Source organism: Flavobacterium piscisymbiosum (assembly GCF_020905295.1).
GTDB classification, from domain to species: Bacteria; Bacteroidota; Bacteroidia; order Flavobacteriales; family Flavobacteriaceae; genus Flavobacterium; species Flavobacterium piscisymbiosum.
On the sequence record NZ_JAJJMM010000001.1, the window covers coordinates 621,998 to 642,778 of the forward strand.

The window sequence follows — 20,781 nt, forward strand, 5'->3', positions numbered from 1 at the left end:
TTTAGATTACTGATTTTAGTCCCGAAGTTTCGGGATTAGATTTCTCATTCTTTAGAAGAATAAAAAATAAAAGGCAAAATTACGTTTTTAGAATTGAACAACGCAATTTCGCCTTTTAAAATTAATGACTTACTCAGAATTTGGTGCGTTTACCAAACAATTTCGGCTAAAATCTCATTCTCTTTGATTTTTCCTAGCTGAATTGTTTTTAACGTTTTTGTCGTTTTTCCGGCTTTGGTCGTATATATTTCAACCATAACCGTTGCCGGACCACTTTCTGTTAATTCTCTTTCGCCAAAATAATTGGTTTTTATTTGATATTTCCCTTTTATAGCATTTCTAATTAAATATTGTTCTGGCCCGTAACCTTCTGTAAAGTCTTTAGAGAATCTTGCTCCGGCTTCTGTTTTGGTGTGACTGTAGTAACATTCCTCTCCATTTGGTTCAATAACATGCAAATCAAGATCGACATCGATTTGGTTCCAGTTCATAATTATTCTGATATCAACCGGCATTTTCTTCAAATATTTTTTATCAAGTTTACCCGTTTTCAAACCTTTATGTTCGATTGTCAAACGATTAATATCCATTAAAATAATATCTTCCACACCTTCATATTGACCGCTCATTTCTCCGTAATAATTTACTTCTAATGCTTTAATCAATTCATCAAAAGCTTCCTGATATTTTCCTGCACCTTCAAGAGCCAAAGCATAATCTCTCAAACTTTGTGGTTCATGCGCTCTCCATTTTGCAATTTGTCTTGCAGTAAATAAGGCATCATCAAAATCTTTCCACTGACGTAATGTATATGTAAGGGTTTTATAAAGCTGATGATTCTCTAAACCTAAATCAGCAATATTACTGATTACTTGCAAAGCTTTTTTGACATCGCCCTGATTGTAGAAAAAATGAGCCACATCAAAATAAAAACTCGGGTTTCTTTCCTGCGCTTTTCTTAATTCAAAATACAATTCGTATTGTTTATCTTTTGGTGCGGCGGCTAAAGCTTTAAGATATAATCTATCCGGATTCCAGGTTTTAGATTCGTTATTAATCACATTAGATTCTCCCTTTTTTGTAACAACATTTACAACTCCGTTTGATGCCCTGCTTCCATAGAGTGCAATTGTCAAAGCATCTTTAAGAACATCTACCGAAGCGATGTCATCCTGATCCAAATCTGACAATTCACCTTCAAAAGGTTTTCCATCCACAATTATTAAAGGTTTTTTTGAGATCGGCATTGAAACCTTCTCATCAAATATAACTTTATCACTACTCACAGAGGGTAAAGCAGTAATTTGAACTCCTGAAACTTTACCAGCAAGTGCCTGAGATACATTGGTATTTTTTGAAATACTTTCAGACGAAATTGTTTGTACAGAATAGGAAACGTCAGCTTTTTTAACCGTTCCATAACCTACAACAGTAACTTCTTTCAACTCAGATCCTGCTTTATCAGAAGACTCTACAGCTGCCGGAGCTTCTTCAACTACATTCATTACAGGCCCCGAACCAACTGGCTCATCAACTGTCATCACGGCATCAGCATCGCCTTTAATACTTCTGGCTGACGTTACAACAACTGATTCTAATTGTACTGAATTCTCTCGTAATACTACTGTAAACTTATTATTCATGTCTGTATTCAACTGATAAGAGTCAAAGCCAATATAACTAAAGTTAAGAGTGCTATTCTCGGCGGCTCTAATTACAAATTTACCATCAAAATCAGTAGCAACTCCTTCTCTTTCTCCTCTTATTGTTACCGTTACACCCGGTAAAGGCGTTCCCTGCTGATCTAAAACAGTCCCTTCAACTTTACCTGCCGCAACATTTGTGCTTCTAGTTGAAACTGCCGTTGCACTTCTGCCTGAATTTCTGCTTACTGTATTTGTATTATTAACTACTCTTCTGTTTTTTTGAACTTTTGTTTTCGGCAAAGGTTTTGGAGTTGAATATTTAATGTCTTTTTGCCACCAATTATCTAAACCTTCAAAATAAGTTTCGATACTTTCCCAATTATTTTTTTGCTGCGCCAAAGCATTAGCATTTTCCTGTTTTTTAATTCGGTCAAATTCAGCACGTAATTCGGCCGGCGGAATAATATCATAAGAAATATAATCACGAATAGCTTCCAGAACAATCAACGAAGTATTTTTGGTTATAATTCCATATTTCTTTCCTAAAAGTTCGATTTCATCCGCATTTTTAGCATATTGAAAATCAAGATTGGCTATTTTTTTCTGTGCCCAAAGTTTTTCAACATTCACATCATTTGTATTTTGAACAATAGCATCCAGAGTTATTTTTCGTTCTAAAACTGCTTCATTATTATAACCAAATAATAAGGTAATTTGATTTTTTTGATTCAGAGAAATTCCCGAAAAACTAAAGCTTCCTGAAACCGAAGTTCCTTCCATCGGAAATAAATCTGTTACCGTATAATTCTCTTTTATACCTAAAAACTTCAAATTACTATTAGTCAGTTTATCTAATGCATTGTCCTGATTCACCTGATTTAAATTGATAAAATTTCCACCCGTTTGCATCGCCGAATAATTCAGAAAAGAAAAATCTGCCGAAACTGAAGATGTAATGGTATAAATTGTTTTTTTAGTCTTTGGCAAAACATTTTCGCTCAAAGATGAAAGTCCGTCAGAGAAAAACAAATATTCGTCGTTGTTCATGAAATTAAGTTGCGAAAAACGAGTTCCTCCGTCATATTTTGTATTCTCTAAAACTGCTTTTAATTCAGTCCAGTTTCCGTTTGTAATGACGTATTCTTTTTGTTTTTCGAAAGTATAATTCAAAAAGTATAAAGTGACTTTTGTATTTTTTATTTTTTGAAAATAAGCATTCAACAAACTCATTTCTTTTTTTACATCTCTTGTTTTACAACTCAGTGAATTATCCCAAATTAAACCAATTGAAGCCGGAGTTTTTTTAGCTATTTTATTTCCTTCGATAAAAGTATTTCCGTAAAAATAATGCTGTCCACCAACATTTTGCATGATTACACTCGGAGTATTTTCCTGAATCGGAATCTTAAAAAGTAGTTTTTCAGATGGCTGATAATTTTCTTTTTTGATAGAAGTTTGAAAAGATTGATTCCATTTCGAAAAAACAATTGCGTCTCCCGAATTCTCCGAAACAGTTGGCGAAGCCGAAGTTCCTAAAACCGAAACATTCATCTCGAAATTATCCAGCTTTTTAGGATAACGACTCACCAATTGATACGCCAGATTGTCTTTATCAAATGCCGAAAGTTCTTCTTCGTAACCAATAATCACAGTGCGTTCGCCGTTTGGCATCAACGGATAAATTCTGGTTCTGAAATTATTCCCGTCTACTTTCTCCAATAATCCGGGATCAACACGTCGATGTTCAATAGCTTCAAAAACCTGTTTCCCTTTGTTTTTATTGACCGGAACGGCTTCACGCATTTTTCCATTGATGTCAATGGCATATCGGGAAACCGAAACATTTTCCGGTAAAGGAAAAATAAGTTCCGCTTCCATCTGGCGGGTTCCCGAATTAAAGAAATGCATTTCGGCAGTGGTGTAAGCGATATTCCCCACCACTTTTACATTCACAATTAGTTTATTCATTCGAACCTTTTCAGCTTCATCCCCTTTTACTGTTAATTCGGGACTTTGAGCGAAAGATTTTGTTCCTAAAAACAATATCAAATAAAATAACATTTTCAAGCTTACTTGAAAAATTCCTGGCTGAGATAAACATAATTTTGATTTCATAACACGAGAGTTAAGGTTCTATAATTGTATAGAGAACATAAAATCTAAAAAGGTTGGAAACCACTTCAAATTATTTCAAAAAAAAATCTCCAAAGCCCGAAAGCAATGGAGATTTAATATAAAAAAACAATCTATTTTTAATACCGTGGTATAAAAAAATTCAAGTTCAGCGTTTGCCAAAATTAAATAAAACTTATACCACTTATATAACTTATATGGTTGAAAATTTCAATTATGCATTGAAAATTTTCTCCTGGTGACCAATACTTTCCTGGTGAATAGCTTTGAACATTCTTAAAACAAACTCTTCAGTAAGACCTTTTTTCTCACCTTCAAGAATCATTTTTCCTAAGATTTCGTTCCAACGGTTGTTTTGAAGGATTGCTACGTTTGCATCTTTTTTCACCTGACCAATTTCGTCAGCTACTTTCATACGTTTTCCTAATAACTCTAATAAGTTAGCATCAAGAACGTCGATGTTAGCTCTTAATTTTGTCATTTTTTGAGTGTACTGATCTGTAGTATCATCCGTTTTTCTGATCGTCAAATCTTTAATGATTTGTTTCAAAGCATCTGGAGTAACTTGTTGAGCAGCATCAGACCAAGCGTTGTCCGGATCGTAATGCGTTTCGATAATCATACCATCGTAATTCAAATCTAAAGCCTCTTGAGTTACTTCAAAAATCATTTTACGATCTCCAGTAATGTGAGATGGATCAATGATTAAAGGTAAATCAGGGAATTTATTTTGCAATTCGATAGCAATTTGCCATTCAGGAATATTTCTGTATTTTGTTTTTTCGTAAGTAGAGAAACCTCTGTGAATAACACCTAATTTCTCTATTCCAGCCATGTGTAAACGCTCAACACCACCTAACCATAAAGCTAAATCCGGGTTTACAGGGTTTTTAACCAAAACGATTTTGTCAGTTCCTTTCAATGTATCAGCAATTTCCTGAACTGCGAAAGGGTTTGCAGTTGTACGGGCACCAACCCATAAAACGTCGATATCATGTTCTAAAGCCAGTTTACAATGCGCTGCAGTTGCCACTTCAGTACCCATTAATAAACCAGTTTCAGCTTTTGCTTTTTGTAACCATTTTAAACCAATTTCTCCAACACCTTCAAATCCTCCCGGACGCGTTCTTGGTTTCCAGATTCCAGCTCTGAATACACTAACTTTTGAATCTTTCAATTCATGAGCAATTTTTAATACCTGATCTTCTGTTTCTGCACTACATGGTCCTGCTATCACAAGTGGGTGATTTAAATTGAAATCTTCTAACCACTTTCTCATTTCTTTCTTATTTTCCATCTTAATTCTATTTTTACTTTTTAATTGTTAATCCGTTTAATATTTCTTTGATTTTATTCGTGCTTTCCATTTCTTCAAAAATGGCGTTGTAATTTTCATCTTTCAACAAATCCCTAAACCGACTGAGATTTGAAATGTATTCTTCTAATGTTTCAATAACGTGTTCCTTGTTTTGTTTAAAAATCGGTGTCCACATTGCGGGAGAACTTTTAGCTAAACGAACGGTGCTTTCGAATCCACTTCCCGCCATATCAAAAATATCCTGTTCGTCTTTTTCTTTATTCATTACCGTTTTACCAAGCATAAACGAACTAATGTGTGACAAATGCGAAACGTAAGCGATGTGTTTGTCGTGCGAAGTTGGGTCCATATATCGAATCCTCATTCCTATTTCGCTAAAAAGCGTTAATGCCTTTTCCTGCAATTTAAAAGTGGTTTTTTCCACCTCACAAATAATGTTCGTTTTTCCTTTAAACAAACCTCTTATCGCTGCTGAAGGTCCCGAAAACTCCGTTCCCGCTATCGGATGCGTTGCGATAAAATTTCTTCTTTTTGGATGACTGGCAACCGCATCACAAATTGGTTTTTTAGTCGAACCCACTTCAAAAACAATCGTTTTATCTCCTACCAAGTCCAACACTTTAGGCAAAACCACCAGTGCCACATCTACAGGAACCGAAACAATCACAAAATCAGCATCGGCCAATTCTTCAAAGCTTCCTGCCTGATCAATAACGCCTAAATCAATTGCTTCCTGCAAGTGTTTTTCGTTATTATCTATTCCAAAAATAGTGGCATCAGGATGTTGGTCTTTGATGTCCAGCACCATCGAACCTCCTATTAACCCTATTCCTATTACGTATACTTTCATAATTCTTTTTATTTGAAGCAATTTCCTGCTATCCGTTTCAATCTTTTTTTCGGTAAAACCTCAAAAAAGGATTTCCACTTCTATCAGGGCTAGGCTTCACGTTTTTTCAAGACCTATAGTTCTAATTTAACCTTTCTGTCACCCTGAGCGAAGTCGAAGGGCGCTCCAATTGGAACGTGGGCTTCGACTTCGCTCAGCCTGACAAACTATGCCAAAAAATCTAAAATCTTGATTCTTTACTCTTTGCTCTTGCTTCTAAAATCTATCAATCGCTTCTTGTACTTTTTCTTCTTTCACACACAACGAGAATCTAATGTATCCTTCACCATTACTTCCGAAGATTGTTCCCGGTGTGATAAAAATGTGTTTCTCGTATAATATTTCGTCAATGAACTTCTCTGATGATTCGATTCCTTCCGGAAGTTTTGCCCAAACAAAAAGCCCAACTCCTTCTTTATAAACTTTACAGCCTAATTTTTCTGCTAGTTTTTCTGTTAATTCTCTGCGGCGTCTGTAAATTTTGTTTTGATCTTCAAACCAGGATTTATCACAGTTTAAAGCTGCAACTGCACCTTTCTGAATTCCGTAAAACATTCCGCTGTCCATGTTGCTTTTTACTTTTAGGATTGCATCGATAATTTCAGGATTTCCTAAAACCATTCCAACTCTCCAGCCTGCCATATTGAACGTTTTACTAAGAGAATTTAATTCTAAAGCCACATCTTTTGCACCTTCAATCTGCAATAAACTCATCGGATTATCATTCAAAACAAAACTATACGGATTATCATTTACCAATAATATGTTGTGTTTTTTAGCAAAAGCAACCAATTTTTCAAATAACGCTAAACTTCCTCTCGCTCCTGTTGGCATGTGCGGATAACCCAGCCACATAATTTTAACTTTTGAAAGATCCAGTTTTTCTAAAGCTTCAAAATCCGGTTCCCAGGCATTAGCTTCTTTCAGATCATAATAAACCGGAACCGCTCCAACTAAATTAGTTACCGAAGTATACGTTGGATAACCCGGGTTCGGAATTAAAACGTGATCGCCTTCATTTAAAAAGGCTAACGAAATATGCATAATCCCTTCTTTTGACCCCATTAAAGGCAAAATCTCATTTTCTGGATTTAACGCAACACCAAACTGATCTTGATAGAAATCTGCCATCCCTTTTCTCAATTCCGGTAATCCCTGATAGCTTTGATAACCATGCCCGTTTTCATCTTGAATTGCTGCGGCAACCGCTTCAATTACTGCTTTAGACGGACTCAAATCAGGGCTTCCTATTGCCATACTGATAATCGGTTTTCCCTCAGACATTAGCTGTCTCACTTCTCTCAATTTTGATGAGAAGTAGTATTCCTTAACTATGTCTAATCGTTTTGCTGTTGTAATCATGATTTATATTTATATTTTGCTTTACGCTTTACGCTGTAAGCTTTATGCTTTTTCTCTTTTTGACTTGTCACCCTGAGCGAAGTCGAAGGGCTTTCCAATTGGAACGTGGGCTTCGACTTCGCTCAGCCTGACAATCTAAAATCTTAATTCGTTAATCTTCAATCTAAAATCACTTTGCAACTTTAAGACTGACTCAAAGGTTTCGTATTTTTATATTCTCCCAAAACCTTTAAATATTCTGCCATTATATTTAGTAGCGATTTAGCTTTTGCAAAATCTTCGTATTTCTCAAATGTCACATCTACGAAAAATGAATATTTCCAAGGCGTTTCAATTTTTGGAAGCGATTGAATTTTCGTTAAATTCAATTTGCAATCACTCATTACATTCAAAACCGCTGCCAAACTTCCTCTTTTGTGATCCAATTCAAATTTGATGGATGCTCTGTTGATTTCGTTTTCCGGCAAAAATGAATTTTGCTTTTTGATAATCACAAAACGAGTCATGTTGTTTTTGATCGTTTGAATTTCCGGCGCAATGATTTCCAAATCATACATTTCCGAAGCTACCTTACTTGCTATTGCAGCAATTCCGGTTAATTGTTTTTCCTGAATTCTTCTTGCCGTTTCTGCTGTATCTTTATCTTCAACCAATTTGATGTTTGGATATTGTTTCAAAAAATCCATGCATTGTAATAATGCCATTGGGTGCGAATGAACTTCTTTTATATCTTCAATTTTTTGACCTTTTAAAGTCATTAAATTTTGGTGAATGCTTAAATAATGCTCTCCAATTATGTGTAAATTATTCTTATCAATCAAAGCATAATTCGGAATAATTGGCCCGGCGATCGAATTTTCTATCGCCATTACTGCCTGATCTGATTTTCCTGAAAGCAGGCTGTCAACCAATTCTTCAAAAGACAAACATTCATCAATAGCCACATTTTCAGAGAAATACTCTTTTACAACCTGATGATGAAAAGAACCTTTAATACCTTGTATTGCAATTTTAGTTGTCATATATTCAAAAAAAAATCCTGATTTTCATCAGGATTGTATATTAGTTTTATTTGTCTTTTAAATTTTCTCAAATAACCATAGCACAATCCTCACTTCTACTAAAGAAGAAATAAAAAGAGTTGCTAAAATAAAAACGGTTATTAGACATTTTGTTTGTGTTTTTCAATAAATTCTCTGCGAATGTATAAATTAATTTCAGTGCACCAAAAAAAATATTGCATTTTATGAAACAAAAAAGGATTTCTTAACAAATTTAGCAGGTTTTGTATGATAATATAAAAATACGAGCTTAAAATGAGATATTTACAATGGGTTTTTCTAAGATGCTAAGATTCTGAGTTGCTAAGGTTCTAAGATTTTTTGCCACGAATTCACGAATTAGCACAAATCATTCTGGCTTTGAATGTCAATTTCTCAAACTAAAAGGAATGTTTTTACTCCATCTTGTCATTTCGAGGAACGAGAAATCTCCGCAAGAAGCTCAACAAAGATTGGCGATTCTGCGAATGGAGTTACTTATGGAGATTTCTCGTTCCTCGAAATGACAATATTGTGGACAGAAAATAAAACTTAAGAAAACAACCCAGAAACCGGAGTATTCCTAATTCCAATTTTAGAGTAATCAAAATTCATTTTCTCTTTTAATAAAGAAGCATAAACACTTCTAAAATCAATTTCGTATTTTAAATCGCCATTATCTAAATTCGCTAAATCAGGATTATTACCTAAAATTATTCCTTTATTATTTCCTCCAATAATAAACATTGGCGCGGCAGTTCCGTGATCAGTTCCGTTGCCATTGTCTTTTACACGTCTTCCAAATTCTGAAAATACCACAATTGTAACGTTTTGAAGCAATTGCGCTTGTTTTAAATCTTGATAAAAACTATACAATGCATCATTCAGATCTGTTAATTTTTTCTCATGAAGGGCGAGTTGATTATCATGCGTATCAAACCCTCCGAGTGAAGTGTAATATACTTTTGAGTTCAGGTTTCCTTTGATTAATCTTCCAATCCATTCCAGATTTTTAGACAAATCGGTTTTGGGATAACTGATTTCTGATTTGGATTTCGCTAAAGCTTTCTGAATTTCATCTGAACCTTCGGTAACTGAATTGGCTATTTTTCGAACAAAATCTAATTGCGGATTATCTGATAAGGTTACATTTTCTTCTTTATCTGATTTTACTTTGAATCGGTTTGGATCTTTTACCGTTATTGAATTAGGTTCTAATCCTTTTAATGCGAGATTATCGATCGAATCCAGATTGATTCCAGCCGTTGCCTGATGTCCGTTGCATTGCAAATCAAGGTAACGCCCCAACCAGCCTTCGTTGATATACTTATTCGAATCAGCTGCAGTTTGCCAAATTTCCTGACTACGAAAATGAGATCGAATAGGTTCCGGATATCCAACATTCTGAATCACGGTTAAATCTCCGTTTTGCTGCATTTGAGCAAAATCTTTTAACGAGGGATGAAATGCCATTCCGTTATTTTTTCCGATGACTGCATCTTTATTCAAAGCAATTTTAGTCCTTAAATCATAATACAAAGGATTATCGTATGGAATAAAAGTATTCAATCCGTCGTTTCCTCCATTCAACTGCACAAAGACGATACACTGCTCTCCGATTACCAAATTATTTTGTGTACCAAAAGCATGTAAAAAATCAGGAAGCACCAGCAATCCGCCAGTAAAAGTTCCTGTAAGCGTTAGAAAATTTCTTCTGTTCATAGCTGTAGCTTTCTAAATTAATTGATATTCGGGTAGTTTCGTGATGTAATCAAAGAGTCGTATTACGGCAAAATTGGCGTGCTCCTCTTTTGGATCAAAATCATATTTCAGTAAATTCTCCATGTCTTTTTGCATCGAATCATTTACTTTGAATAATAATCGGTTCGATAATTCGGTAATAATGGTTTTGTTATTTCCGTTAGGATCAAAATCTATTTTTACATCGATTTTCTCCAATTCTGTCTTTGGTTTGTCCGTATCCGAAGTCACTGTATTCAGCACTTTTCTGGTAATGCTTCTTCCGCTGCAAAGCAAATCTGAGGTATTGTTGCGCTGCAAATAGATTTGTGAAGTTAGCCAGGAATTTCCGCCATCCCAACCTTTCACATTTACCTGATTGTACAAATCCATTCCTTGTTGCTTCAGGAAAAACATAACCATTCCATCATCAAGATCATCAACATGCAATTCATCCAAAAGCTGTAAAATATAAACCAACGGATCTTTGATTTTCGTTCCTGAAGTTTCTTTTTTATATTCTTCCGTAAAAATTTTAGTCAATAACGGTTCTATTTCAAACTTTACTTTTCTGAAATAATCGCCGTAATACCACACCAATTCTTCTGAAGGATTATCATAAATAAACCATTTTAGAATTTTTCTGGTAATGAGATACGGAATATTTTTTTGTTCGAAAATAATATCAACCAAATCATCCACTTTCCAGTTTCCCGTTTTTCCGAAATAGGTTTTATCGCTATTATCTTCTATATTTTTTCTGTAAACTGCGCCATCATCTCCGTAATTTAATCCGGCCAGAGCTCTTGCACCTTCTTTGATATCGTTTTCAGAATAATTTCCAATGCCAATTGTGAATAATTCCAATAATTCACGGCTTAGGTTTTCGTTGTATTTCCCTTTTTTATTATCGACATTATCCAGATATTTTACCATTGCATTCGATCTTACGATTTGCTTGGTAAGTTCTTTGAAATTGCCAAAAGCATGTTCGCGCAAAATCATATTGTGCTGATAAATCCAGTAATTGACTTTTACTTTTTGGGTTGTAGAAACGAAATGATTGTGCCAGAAACAAACCATATTTTCGCGTAACGGAAATTCATCATTCCGCATTTTAGAAATCCACCATTTTTTTAGTTCAACGGCAGAATAGATTTCTTTTTTGAGCGCTTTTTTCTTGAATTCAGAATCGGCGGTTTTGATAGATTCCCGCAATTCTTTAAGCTCAAGAAGCGTTTTAGGATCGTCATTTAAAAAAGCAGGAAGTTGTGTATCAAATTTGGAATCATAGGAATGCTTTAGAAATTTTTCTAATCCTAGTTTCTCTATTTTATCGGATTCTTTTCCGGAAAAACCCAACCGTAACGACCAAAGATTGCTTTTTTTCATAACACAGGAATTTGTTTAGCAATAAGACTCGACTTTTTCTTAAAGGTTTAATTTGAGAAAGGGTCTGAGGTTCTTAGATACTAAGGTGCTAAGTTTTAAAATCTTTGGTATTAATTAGAACGTGGATTTTTTGGGGATATTGTTTATTTTATATTCAACAATCATAATTAAACATAGCCTGTGGTTTCAACCACGGGAAACATATTAGAGAAATGCATTGTGTTCCCGTGGTTGAAACCACGGGCTATGTTATAAGAAATTCATCTATGAATTCTTTCTTTTCATCAACATAAAGAAAATAGTTACCTGTCTTTTTTTGATCTTTAAAAAGCTCTAATTTAATCTCTATACAGGGTGTTGGAATAAAATCATGATCTACTAAAATCGAAATGGATTTTGAAATGATTTTATCAAAATCAATATCTAACTCAATAGAATCTATTTTCTTCAAATAGTTATTAGCTAGATTATAATATAAATCTTTATCTTGAATAATATTTAAATGTTTTTGCATGTCAATTCTTTATTTTTTTCCAATAATGATGGGATTTCTCAATATCGTCAATTAGAAAAGCTATTCTTTTATTATTGACTTTGATAAATTTCATTGGTTGTCTATTTTCATTATCATGAAGCAATAAGGTATCTCCTGACATTTTCCACTTTCCGTATTCATCATTAGATTTCCTTAAAACATTTTTCCGAGCCATTTTTCTCGAATTGTATTGTTGTTCTAAGAGTCTATAACTATAATCATCTCGTAAATACAAAACACTGACTCCATAAAAATAACCAATTGTAGGATAAGAATCGTAACTTATTCTATAAACAATATCTCTTTTTTGAGCGTAGCAAGTACTAATTGAAAGAAACATAAATATCATTATTTTTTTCATAATTTTCTATTGAATAATGACTAGCCCCGATTGAAGTGGAAATCCTTTTGTGCCGGCGTTCGGCACAAAAGATTGTAACGAAAAGCGGGAAATAGCTCCTAAAAAAAACAAAAGCAGCTATCATTATAATAACTACTTTCTAATTTTTAAATTGATTATTTACAAGAAATCATCCAAATTTAGATCTAAATTAATTCCATGCAGATTAAGACAATTTATCAGGATTCTTTTCAATACTTTTAGTTTCTGAATTAACTCTTCTCTCTAACTTTTTTATATCTTCTTCTGCTGGTAAATTCTCAGGGATAATTTCTCTATCTAATAGTAATTTACGAACTCCTTTATTATTCTTAACATGTTCAGAAGAAATACTTGATTCATTGGACAAACCTTTATCTTTTGTATTAAAAACTGTAATTTCAGCAGCAAAATCTTTAGCCTTAATAACAATAGTAGGTAAAAAATCTGCAAGAGGTCTGCTTTCCGGAACTCCTAACTTCTTTTTCATCTGCAATGTATTTTTGCCTCCAAAAAGTGCCTGATCTCCTTTACTTCTAATAATTCCAAAATCCTTGTCATTACCCGTTTTTTCAAAAATAAGTTCTGACAATTCTTTTTCAGATGAAGTTAATTTCTGCCTTGCATTTAATCTTTCCCAATCATCAATTCGTTTAGCAATCTCTTCAAACTTTCTTGTTTGTATAGCAAAATAATTTTGCGCAAAAGCAATTTGCTCTTTTCTAGGATCTCCGTTTTGGGCTATAAGATAACAAGCATATCTTGTAAGCATTATGTCATCAATCTCCCTTTCTGTACCAGAACCAATTACAACCTTTTTGTTGACATCAACAAAATGGTCTAAAACTAAATGACCTGTAATTTCACAAGAAGTTTTAGCCTTTAAAATCACCTTATTAAAATTTCGCCATTCAGAATATCCTAATAGATGCTGAATATCTCTTGCAAACCAAAATTCTATACCTGCTTCTGTCTTTTGAGAATAATCTTCAAATTCGGTAGTCAAACTTTTTATTAATTCATTTTTCATGTAATTGCTTTTTTACTAAAAGAAAAGGGAGTTAAATTACTTTAACTCCCTAATTCAAAATTACATATTTTATTATTTATAAATACAAAAATTAAGATAATTCTTATAATTAAATATCAGGATCTCTAATATTAAGACCCACACATTTCACAATCATCAGGCTCTGCTGCTTGTGCTTTTAAAAGCATCGCTTTATAATCCTCAACGCTGATTGCTTCTGTTTCCGGAACTAAAGTTACCGGAGCATCTTCTTCTTTTTTATCGTTGTTTAGGGTGAATTTAATAGCATCAACTGCAGATTTTGTTCTTAGGTAATACATTCCTGTTTTTAAACCTGATTGCCAAGCGTAAAAGTGCATTGACGTTAGTTTAGAATAGTTTGCATCTTGCATGAACAAGTTCAATGACTGTGATTGATCAATGAAATAACCTCTCTGACGTGACATATCGATAATGTCTTTCATCGACATTTCCCAAACTGTTTTGTATAGTTCTTTCAGGTCTTGCGGAATCACATCAATATTTTGAACTGATCCGTTATGACGCATGATTTCTTGTTTCAATGTTTCGTTCCATAAACCTCTGTCTACTAAATCGTGAAGTAAGTGTTTGTTTACTACGATAAATTCTCCAGACAATACACGACGTGTGTAAATGTTTGATGTGTATGGTTCGAAAGCTTCGTTGTTTCCAAGAATTTGTGAAGTCGAAGCAGTTGGCATTGGCGCAACCAATAATGAGTTACGAACTCCATGTTCCATTACTTCTTTTCTTAATGAAGCCCAGTCCCAACGTCCTGATAATTCTTCATCTTTCATTCCCCACATATTGTATTGAAATTCTCCTTGTGACATTGGAGAACCTGCAAATGTAGAATATGGGCCTTCTTCTTTTGCCATTTCCATAGAAGCGGTTACGGCTGCGAAGTATAATGTTTCGAAAATCTCCTGATTTAATACTTTTGCCTCATCACTAGTAAACGGCATACGCAACATGATAAAAGCATCTGCTAAACCTTGAACACCTAATCCTACCGGACGGTGACGTAAGTTAGAATTTTCAGCTTCTTTTACCGGATAGTAATTTCTGTCGATTACTTTGTTCAGGTTACGAGTTACACGTTTTGTAACATTGTAAAGTGCTTCGTGATCGAATTTTCCGTTTTCAATAAACATTGGTAACGAAATAGAAGCTAAGTTACAAACCGCGATTTCATCTTTAGAGGTAAACTCCATAATCTCTGTACACAAGTTAGATGAACGAATTGTTCCTAAATTCTTGTGGTTCGATTTACGGTTTGCTGCATCTTTGTACAACATATAAGGCGTTCCTGTTTCGATTTGTGATTCAAGGATTTTCTCCCATAATTCACGTGCACGAATGGTTTTTCTACCTTTTCCTCTAAATTCATAATCCAAATACATGGTTTCGAATTCTTCTCCGTAAACGTCGTATAATCCCGGGCATTCGTTAGGACACATTAAAGTCCATGACGCATCTTCCTGTACACGTTTCATGAATAAATCAGATGTCCACATCGCGAAGAATAAATCTCTTGCACGCATTTCTTCTTTTCCTGTATTTTTCTTTAAATCTAGGAAATCAAAGATATCAGCATGCCATGTTTCGATGTAAATCGCAAAACTACCTTTACGTTTTCCTCCACCCTGATCTACGTAACGAGCCGTATCGTTGAAAACTCTCAACATTGGTACGATTCCGTTTGAAGTTCCGTTTGTACCACGAATATAAGATCCCGTTGCACGAACGTTATGGATAGAAAGACCAATTCCTCCCGCTGATTGCGAGATTTTAGCCGTTTGTTTTAAAGTATCATAAATACCATCAATACTATCATCCTGCATTGCCAAAAGGAAACAAGAAGACATTTGTGGTTTTGGAGTTCCGGCATTAAACAACGTTGGCGTTGCATGCGTAAAGAACTTTTTAGACATTAAATCGTAAGTTTCAATTACTGATTTTAAATCATCAAGGTGAATACCAACCGAAACACGCATCAACATATGTTGTGGTCTTTCGACGATTTTTCCGTTGATTTTTAGCAAATACGAACGCTCTAAGGTTTTGAAACCAAAGTAATCGTAATTAAAATCTCTTGTATAAATGATATGAGAATCAAGAAAAGCAGAGTTTTCCTGAATTACCTTGAATACTTCATCCGAAAGTAATGGTGCATCTTGTCCATTTCTTGGATTTACGTATAAGTACATATCTTTCATCGTTTCTGAAAACGATTTTTTTGTATTTGAATGTAGGTTCGAAATTGCCACACGCGCTGCTAATTGTGCATAATCAGGATGCGCAATTGTCATAGAAGCCGCCGTTTCTGCCGCAAGATTATCTAGTTCAGAAGTTGAAACCCCATCATACAATCCTTCGATAACTCTCATCGCTACCTTAACAGGATCTACAAGTTCATTTAAACCGTAACACAATTTTTTGATTCTTTCTGTAATCTTATCAAACATTACGGGCTCTCTGTGGCCATCTCTTTTTACTACATACATAAGCTTACTAATTTTAGTTATTGAAAAAATGAAAGACACTGGAATAACGAATTCCAGATCTTAAACATTGCGTGTTTTTAAATTATTTTTTGAGAATTATGAAATTCTCAATAGTTGTGTGTTCCCGATCTGAAATCAGATCGAAAAGGCATTAAAAATTGTTATTGAATCTACGATTTGGGAAAGAGATTCAATCTTAAAAAAATGATTTTAATCTTTTGTTGCGTTTCGAGGTAACGCTACATTATTCTTGCTCTAAAAATCTGCATCGAATGAAATTTTCTGAGCATCGCTATCTGTGTTCATCACACCTGATTTTTGATACTCGGCAACACGTTTTTCAAAGAAATTGGTTTTTCCCTGAAGTGAGATCATGTCCATGAAGTCAAACGGATTCGCTGATCCATATACACGCTCGCAACCTAATTCTACTAATAATCTATCCGCAACAAATTCTAAGTATTGCGTCATTAAAGTAGCATTCATACCTATTAAACTTACCGGAAGTGATTCTGTAACAAATTCTCTTTCGATATCTAAGGCATCAACAATAATTTCTTTAATTCTGTCTTTTGGTACTTTGTTGATCAAATGGTGATTGTGTAAGTGTACTGCAAAGTCACAGTGTACACCTTCGTCACGGGAAATCAACTCGTTAGAAAAAGTTAAACCTGGCATTAAACCACGTTTTTTCAACCAATAAATAGAACAGAAAGCACCTGAAAAGAAAATTCCTTCAACTGCGGCAAAAGCAATTAGTCTTTCGGCGAATGAATCAGATTCAATCCACTTTAAAGCCCAGTCTGCTTTTTTCTTAATTGCAGGAAAAACTTCTAATGCATTAAACAATTCTGCTTTCTCTGCTTCATCTTTCACGTAAGTGTCAATTAATAAAGAGTAAGTTTCGCTGTGAATGTTTTCCATCATGATCTGAAAACCATAGAAAAACTTCGCCTCTGCATATTGTACTTCGTTTACAAAGTTCTCAGCAAGATTTTCGTTTACGATTCCGTCAGAAGCAGCAAAGAATGCTAATATGTGTTTAATGAAATATCTTTCGTCGTCACTAAGTTTATTGTTCCAATCTGTCAAGTCCTGGTGTAAATCGATTTCTTCAGCAGTCCAGAAACTAGCCTCCATTTTCTTATACCATTCCCAAATATCATGATGTTTGATAGGAAAAATAACGAAACGATTTTTATTTTCTTGTAATATTGGCTCGACTTGTGACATGGTAATTTTTATTTAATTTTTGTATTGAATATTTACTAATTCAATAGACTACAAAGATTGTCAATTATCGCTAAAAAAGAAAGCCAAACTTATTCACAATTCGACGTAGTTTTTAACAAAGGAGAAAAAATGAGATATTTTTCAGACAATAATTAATTTACTGTAAATGAATGTTTTAAAAACGAATAAACGACCTAAAAGCCCGTAAAATATAGACTTTTTATCATAAAAAGCAAGAAATTTTCAATTGTTTTTAAAACTTTTTTTTGAGTTAAAACTATATTTTTTGAGTTAAAATATATCACCCAAAAGCGTTAACTAGAGCGCCTGGATTTTTAAGATTTTTTAAGTTCTTCGGCCACTTTTTCAAGCTCCAAATACCAATCCTGACCAAAGCGGCGAATCAATGCTTCTTTGACAAATTTATAAACCGGAACTTCCAGTTCTTTACCTAAAGAACAGGCATCATCGCAAATATCCCATTTATCATAATTGACTGCAGCAAATTCTGTAAAATCTTTTACACGAATTGGGTATAAATGACAGGAAACTGGTTTTTTCCAGTCTACGATTCCTTGATTATAAGCTTGCTCGATTCCGCAAAGCGCGGTTTTCCCATCAAAAATAACGTAAGCGCAATCTTTTTCGTCGATCAGTGGTGTTTCAAGATCACCATCAGTTCCTTTTACCCAGGTTCCTTGTGCTTCGATAGCGGCAATTCCTTCTTTGCGTAAAAATGGTTTTACTTTAGGATAAATTTCTTCAAGGATTTTAGTTTCTTCTTCGCTTAATGGCGCACCCGCATCTCCGTCAACGCAGCAAGCTCCTTTACAAGCTGACAAGTTGCACACAAATTCTTTTTCAAGAATATCTTCTGAAATAATGGTTTTTCCTAATTGAAACATGATAATAAAATACTGAAATTTATAAAGTGCAAAGATAGACAAAGAAAACAGATAAAACACTCTTAATATTTAACCGCAAGGCACGCAAAGATTCGCAAAGCTTTATCACTTTTTTATCCTTTGCGTACTTTGCGTAAATCTTTGCGAATCTTTGCGGTTAAATTATCTTTTGTTACAAATATCACTTTTTCAATACTCAAAACATGTTTTTATAACAAAAATACATCCTATTAAAAAAACACCTACCTTTATTATCTACCTTTGCAAAAATTTTAAACGCTTAAAATCAAAGTAATATGTTAGAAATCGACTTTAAAGAAATAATTACTGTTGGAATGGTGCTTTTTGCTGTAATTGATATTGTAGGTTCTATTCCTATTATTGTGAATTTAAGATCTAAAGTTGGACACATCGAATCTGAGAAAGCTTCGATTGTTGCCGGACTTATTATGATTGTCTTTCTTTTTGTTGGAGAAGGCTTCCTGAGTCTTATTGGTATCGATGTACATTCATTTGCCGTCGCAGGTTCGTTTGTATTATTCTTCCTGGCTTTAGAAATGATTTTAGGAATCAGGATTTATCGTGACGAAGAACCGGGATCAGCTTCTATCGTTCCGTTAGCGTTTCCGTTAATTGCCGGAGCGGGAACAATGACTACTTTATTATCGTTACGATCTCAATTTCATACTATTAACATTATTATCGCCATTATCTTAAATATAATATTGGTTTATATTGTTTTAAAATCTTCTAAAAAAATCGAAACTTTATTAGGAGAAAACGGACTTGGCGTGGTTCGCAAGACATTTGGAGTGATACTTTTAGCGATTGCTGTTAAATTATTTGCTGCTAATGTTAAAGGTTTGTTCGTCTAACATTTATTTTTATAAATTTACCCCATAAAATTTCTAAAATATAACTTTAGGACATTTTTTAAGTCATAGAGTTTTACTTTATTATTTTAGGCAAATAAACAACCATTATGAAAATTTTTACTTCAATCTTAGTGCTTCTGGCATTAGCTTTAATTGTTTTTAATATTACGTTGCTAGACTTCAAAAATCCTTTTCAGGGAGACAGTGTAGTTGCTTTTATTGGAATCGCAGCTTCATTTTGTGCCGTATTGATTCTTTTAATCTTTAGAATTTCTAAAAGAATCGAAGAAAAAACAAACGGACGATAATATATGTTTGACGTTTTAATTATTGGCGGAGGTGTTTCAGGTATGTCTTGTGCCCTCGTTTTAGGATCTGCCAAAAACAAAGCTTTTGTTACCGATAAAAAAATCGGAATTTTTACACATCAAAAAAATTCTTCTTTACAAGAAGCAATTTTCTACAATGCTTATGGCATAACGCCAGGCAAATTAGGATCTGATTTGCTTACAGAAAGTACGCAGGATTTATCTATGACTTATCCGCACATTACACAGATCGCAAATGAAAAGGTAATAAAAGTAGAAGGCACTTATCCTGAATTTACTGTTACTACAAACAAAAATTCCTACCAAACAAAAAATATCGTTGTCGGGATTGGTTCTGCCAATACTTTTGACATCGACGGTTTGATACAATACATCGAACCACATAAAAAAGCATTACCCGAAAAACAACGTATTCAGCTTAAAAACGACGATCATAAAGTAACCGACGGTATTTATGTTATTGGAACTTTAGCGGGCTGGAGAAGCCAACTGGCAATTGCTGCCGGAAGCGGCGCTGCTGTTGCAACAGATATTCTTACTTTATGGAATAACGGCGTACAAACTCATTCGCACGATAGTATTCGATAAAAACTCACTATAAAATTATCAAACCATATAAGTTATATAAGTTCATTTAATTTATGCGCGAAGCATTTACACGAACTTATATAACTTATATGGTTTAATTTTTACTTAACCGAAACAATTTCTTTTACTGTGATATGTTTTTCAGTATCTGTTTTCCAGATTTCTCCTTTTACTGAAACCTCATCACCTTCTTTAAACCTTTTGTAGTTTTGTGGCCCTCCAACATTTACAATGCTTACAGTCGCGAAATAAACCTCATTTTTATCGGTATTGATTTTGGCTGTGTAACCGTCTTTTCCGTTTTCTATAGATTCCACTTTTCCTGAAATGGTATTTTTATCTTTCATACACGCGCAAGAAATTACAAAAGTCATTAGTAAAACCAGAAAACTTATTCTTTTTAGATTTTTCATGTTTATATTTTAAATGTAAATCTCGCTCTTTTTAAGTGAGACTTATTACATTATATTTTAAAAAATTATTATTATTTTATTGTAGAGCAACGCAACTTCCGGCAATTACTTTTAGGCTTTCGCCGAATTGTTTCCAGACTCTTATATAACGAAACGAATTAGCGATGGGATTATTATCGTATGTCCCCTTTAATAAAATGATCACGCTAACTACTGCTGTATCCTCAATTACATTAATGATTTGATCCGCTGCTTCTAGTGTTTCGATTTTAATTTTGCCTGAACGGTACGACTCTAAATCAAATTCTTTTGTGATGGTTTGTCCGTCTGGTAAATTAAAAAGCAAATCATCGTGCAACATTTTATCCAGTGTTGCAACATCGGCAGTTTTAATTGCTGTTAAAAGTTCGATTTCAGCATTTACAATAGATTCTATTTTCATCTGA

Annotated in this window: 18 protein-coding genes; 3 read left to right on the top strand and 15 right to left on the bottom strand. The window is 34.0% G+C overall.

Annotation, left to right across the window (positions count from 1 at the left end; translation table 11 throughout):
- Nucleotides 1-149: 149 nt before the first annotated feature.
- From LNP81_RS02955 to LNP81_RS03015, 13 genes are all read right to left on the bottom strand, one after another.
- On the bottom strand, nt 150-3,761 hold the full coding sequence (locus LNP81_RS02955) for a DUF2135 domain-containing protein (protein WP_230033303.1): 3,612 nt from the start codon (nt 3,759-3,761) through the stop codon (nt 150-152).
- 232 nt (nt 3,762-3,993) lie between these two features.
- The gene (locus LNP81_RS02960; protein WP_072964369.1) at nt 3,994-5,076 is read right to left on the bottom strand and encodes a bifunctional 3-deoxy-7-phosphoheptulonate synthase/chorismate mutase type II; all 1,083 of its coding nucleotides are present in this window, start codon (nt 5,074-5,076) and stop codon (nt 3,994-3,996) included.
- A 13-nt stretch (nt 5,077-5,089) separates the two neighbouring features.
- On the bottom strand, nt 5,090-5,947 hold the full coding sequence (locus LNP81_RS02965) for a prephenate dehydrogenase (protein WP_230033305.1): 858 nt from the start codon (nt 5,945-5,947) through the stop codon (nt 5,090-5,092).
- Between the two features lie 255 nt (nt 5,948-6,202).
- Nucleotides 6,203-7,348 carry a pyridoxal phosphate-dependent aminotransferase gene (locus LNP81_RS02970; protein ID WP_230033307.1) on the bottom strand — a complete coding sequence of 382 codons (1,146 nt, stop codon included), beginning with the start codon at nt 7,346-7,348 and terminating at the stop codon, nt 6,203-6,205.
- 182 nt (nt 7,349-7,530) lie between these two features.
- Nucleotides 7,531-8,370: a prephenate dehydratase gene (locus LNP81_RS02975; RefSeq protein ID WP_230033308.1), complete on the bottom strand. Its 840-nt coding sequence runs from the start codon at nt 8,368-8,370 to the stop codon at nt 7,531-7,533.
- Between the two features lie 570 nt (nt 8,371-8,940).
- Complete coding sequence (locus LNP81_RS02980; protein ID WP_230033309.1) at nt 8,941-10,110, bottom strand: DUF1501 domain-containing protein; 1,170 nt, start codon at nt 10,108-10,110, stop codon at nt 8,941-8,943.
- A 12-nt stretch (nt 10,111-10,122) separates the two neighbouring features.
- Nucleotides 10,123-11,520 (bottom strand): DUF1800 domain-containing protein, encoded by a 1,398-nt coding sequence (locus LNP81_RS02985; protein WP_230033310.1) that lies wholly within the window; start codon nt 11,518-11,520, stop codon nt 10,123-10,125.
- A 244-nt stretch (nt 11,521-11,764) separates the two neighbouring features.
- On the bottom strand, nt 11,765-12,034 hold the full coding sequence (locus LNP81_RS02990; protein WP_110837684.1) for a hypothetical protein: 270 nt from the start codon (nt 12,032-12,034) through the stop codon (nt 11,765-11,767).
- 1 nt (nt 12,035) lies between these two features.
- Nucleotides 12,036-12,416: a hypothetical protein gene (locus LNP81_RS02995; RefSeq protein WP_230033311.1), complete on the bottom strand. Its 381-nt coding sequence runs from the start codon at nt 12,414-12,416 to the stop codon at nt 12,036-12,038.
- A 205-nt stretch (nt 12,417-12,621) separates the two neighbouring features.
- On the bottom strand, nt 12,622-13,464 hold the full coding sequence (dinD, locus tag LNP81_RS03000) for a DNA damage-inducible protein D (RefSeq protein WP_230033312.1): 843 nt from the start codon (nt 13,462-13,464) through the stop codon (nt 12,622-12,624).
- A gap of 131 nt (nt 13,465-13,595) precedes the next feature.
- Nucleotides 13,596-15,992: a ribonucleoside-diphosphate reductase subunit alpha gene (locus LNP81_RS03005; protein ID WP_230033313.1), complete on the bottom strand. Its 2,397-nt coding sequence runs from the start codon at nt 15,990-15,992 to the stop codon at nt 13,596-13,598.
- A gap of 255 nt (nt 15,993-16,247) precedes the next feature.
- A complete protein-coding gene (locus LNP81_RS03010; RefSeq protein WP_083692655.1) occupies nt 16,248-17,225 on the bottom strand; it encodes a ribonucleotide-diphosphate reductase subunit beta in 978 nt (325 codons plus the stop codon).
- 335 nt (nt 17,226-17,560) lie between these two features.
- Complete coding sequence (locus LNP81_RS03015) at nt 17,561-18,130, bottom strand: DUF3109 family protein (protein WP_230033315.1); 570 nt, start codon at nt 18,128-18,130, stop codon at nt 17,561-17,563.
- 296 nt (nt 18,131-18,426) lie between these two features.
- On the opposite strand from LNP81_RS03015, the gene LNP81_RS03020 reads away from it, so the two are divergent.
- From LNP81_RS03020 to LNP81_RS03030, 3 genes are all read left to right on the top strand, one after another.
- Entirely contained in the window at nt 18,427-19,005 is a 579-nt protein-coding gene (locus tag LNP81_RS03020) for a MarC family protein (protein ID WP_230033317.1), read from the top strand.
- A 107-nt stretch (nt 19,006-19,112) separates the two neighbouring features.
- Nucleotides 19,113-19,313: a hypothetical protein gene (locus tag LNP81_RS03025; protein WP_017496183.1), complete on the top strand. Its 201-nt coding sequence runs from the start codon at nt 19,113-19,115 to the stop codon at nt 19,311-19,313.
- 3 nt (nt 19,314-19,316) lie between these two features.
- On the top strand, nt 19,317-19,922 hold the full coding sequence (locus LNP81_RS03030) for an FAD-dependent oxidoreductase (RefSeq protein ID WP_230033319.1): 606 nt from the start codon (nt 19,317-19,319) through the stop codon (nt 19,920-19,922).
- Between the two features lie 101 nt (nt 19,923-20,023).
- Here LNP81_RS03030 and LNP81_RS03035 read toward each other — a convergent pair whose 3' ends face one another.
- Together LNP81_RS03035 and LNP81_RS03040 are read right to left on the bottom strand one after the other, a co-directional pair.
- A complete protein-coding gene (locus tag LNP81_RS03035) occupies nt 20,024-20,335 on the bottom strand; it encodes a hypothetical protein (RefSeq protein ID WP_230033321.1) in 312 nt (103 codons plus the stop codon).
- A 76-nt stretch (nt 20,336-20,411) separates the two neighbouring features.
- On the bottom strand, nt 20,412-20,777 hold the full coding sequence (locus LNP81_RS03040; protein WP_230033323.1) for a nuclear transport factor 2 family protein: 366 nt from the start codon (nt 20,775-20,777) through the stop codon (nt 20,412-20,414).
- Between the last annotated feature and the right edge of the window lie 4 nt (nt 20,778-20,781).

What these genes read in the sequence shown, in the direction of transcription:
- LNP81_RS02965 (WP_230033305.1), bottom strand. Translation starts at nt 5,947, where the DNA reads ATGAAAGTATACGTAATAGGAATAGGGTTAATAGGAGGTTCGATGGTG.
- LNP81_RS03040 (WP_230033323.1), bottom strand. Translation starts at nt 20,777, where the DNA reads ATGAAAATAGAATCTATTGTAAATGCTGAAATCGAACTTTTAACAGCA.
- LNP81_RS02985 (WP_230033310.1), bottom strand. Translation starts at nt 11,520, where the DNA reads ATGAAAAAAAGCAATCTTTGGTCGTTACGGTTGGGTTTTTCCGGAAAA.
- LNP81_RS03025 (WP_017496183.1), top strand. Translation starts at nt 19,113, where the DNA reads ATGAAAATTTTTACTTCAATCTTAGTGCTTCTGGCATTAGCTTTAATT.
- LNP81_RS03005 (WP_230033313.1), bottom strand. Translation starts at nt 15,992, where the DNA reads ATGTATGTAGTAAAAAGAGATGGCCACAGAGAGCCCGTAATGTTTGAT.
- LNP81_RS03030 (WP_230033319.1), top strand. Translation starts at nt 19,317, where the DNA reads ATGTTTGACGTTTTAATTATTGGCGGAGGTGTTTCAGGTATGTCTTGT.
- LNP81_RS03010 (WP_083692655.1), bottom strand. Translation starts at nt 17,225, where the DNA reads ATGTCACAAGTCGAGCCAATATTACAAGAAAATAAAAATCGTTTCGTT.
- LNP81_RS02970 (WP_230033307.1), bottom strand. Translation starts at nt 7,348, where the DNA reads ATGATTACAACAGCAAAACGATTAGACATAGTTAAGGAATACTACTTC.
- LNP81_RS02960 (WP_072964369.1), bottom strand. Translation starts at nt 5,076, where the DNA reads ATGGAAAATAAGAAAGAAATGAGAAAGTGGTTAGAAGATTTCAATTTA.
- LNP81_RS03020 (WP_230033317.1), top strand. Translation starts at nt 18,427, where the DNA reads ATGTTAGAAATCGACTTTAAAGAAATAATTACTGTTGGAATGGTGCTT.
- dinD (WP_230033312.1), bottom strand. Translation starts at nt 13,464, where the DNA reads ATGAAAAATGAATTAATAAAAAGTTTGACTACCGAATTTGAAGATTAT.
- LNP81_RS03035 (WP_230033321.1), bottom strand. Translation starts at nt 20,335, where the DNA reads ATGAAAAATCTAAAAAGAATAAGTTTTCTGGTTTTACTAATGACTTTT.
- LNP81_RS02995 (WP_230033311.1), bottom strand. Translation starts at nt 12,416, where the DNA reads ATGAAAAAAATAATGATATTTATGTTTCTTTCAATTAGTACTTGCTAC.
- LNP81_RS02975 (WP_230033308.1), bottom strand. Translation starts at nt 8,370, where the DNA reads ATGACAACTAAAATTGCAATACAAGGTATTAAAGGTTCTTTTCATCAT.
- LNP81_RS03015 (WP_230033315.1), bottom strand. Translation starts at nt 18,130, where the DNA reads ATGTTTCAATTAGGAAAAACCATTATTTCAGAAGATATTCTTGAAAAA.
- LNP81_RS02990 (WP_110837684.1), bottom strand. Translation starts at nt 12,034, where the DNA reads ATGCAAAAACATTTAAATATTATTCAAGATAAAGATTTATATTATAAT.
- LNP81_RS02980 (WP_230033309.1), bottom strand. Translation starts at nt 10,110, where the DNA reads ATGAACAGAAGAAATTTTCTAACGCTTACAGGAACTTTTACTGGCGGA.
- LNP81_RS02955 (WP_230033303.1), bottom strand. Translation starts at nt 3,761, where the DNA reads ATGAAATCAAAATTATGTTTATCTCAGCCAGGAATTTTTCAAGTAAGC.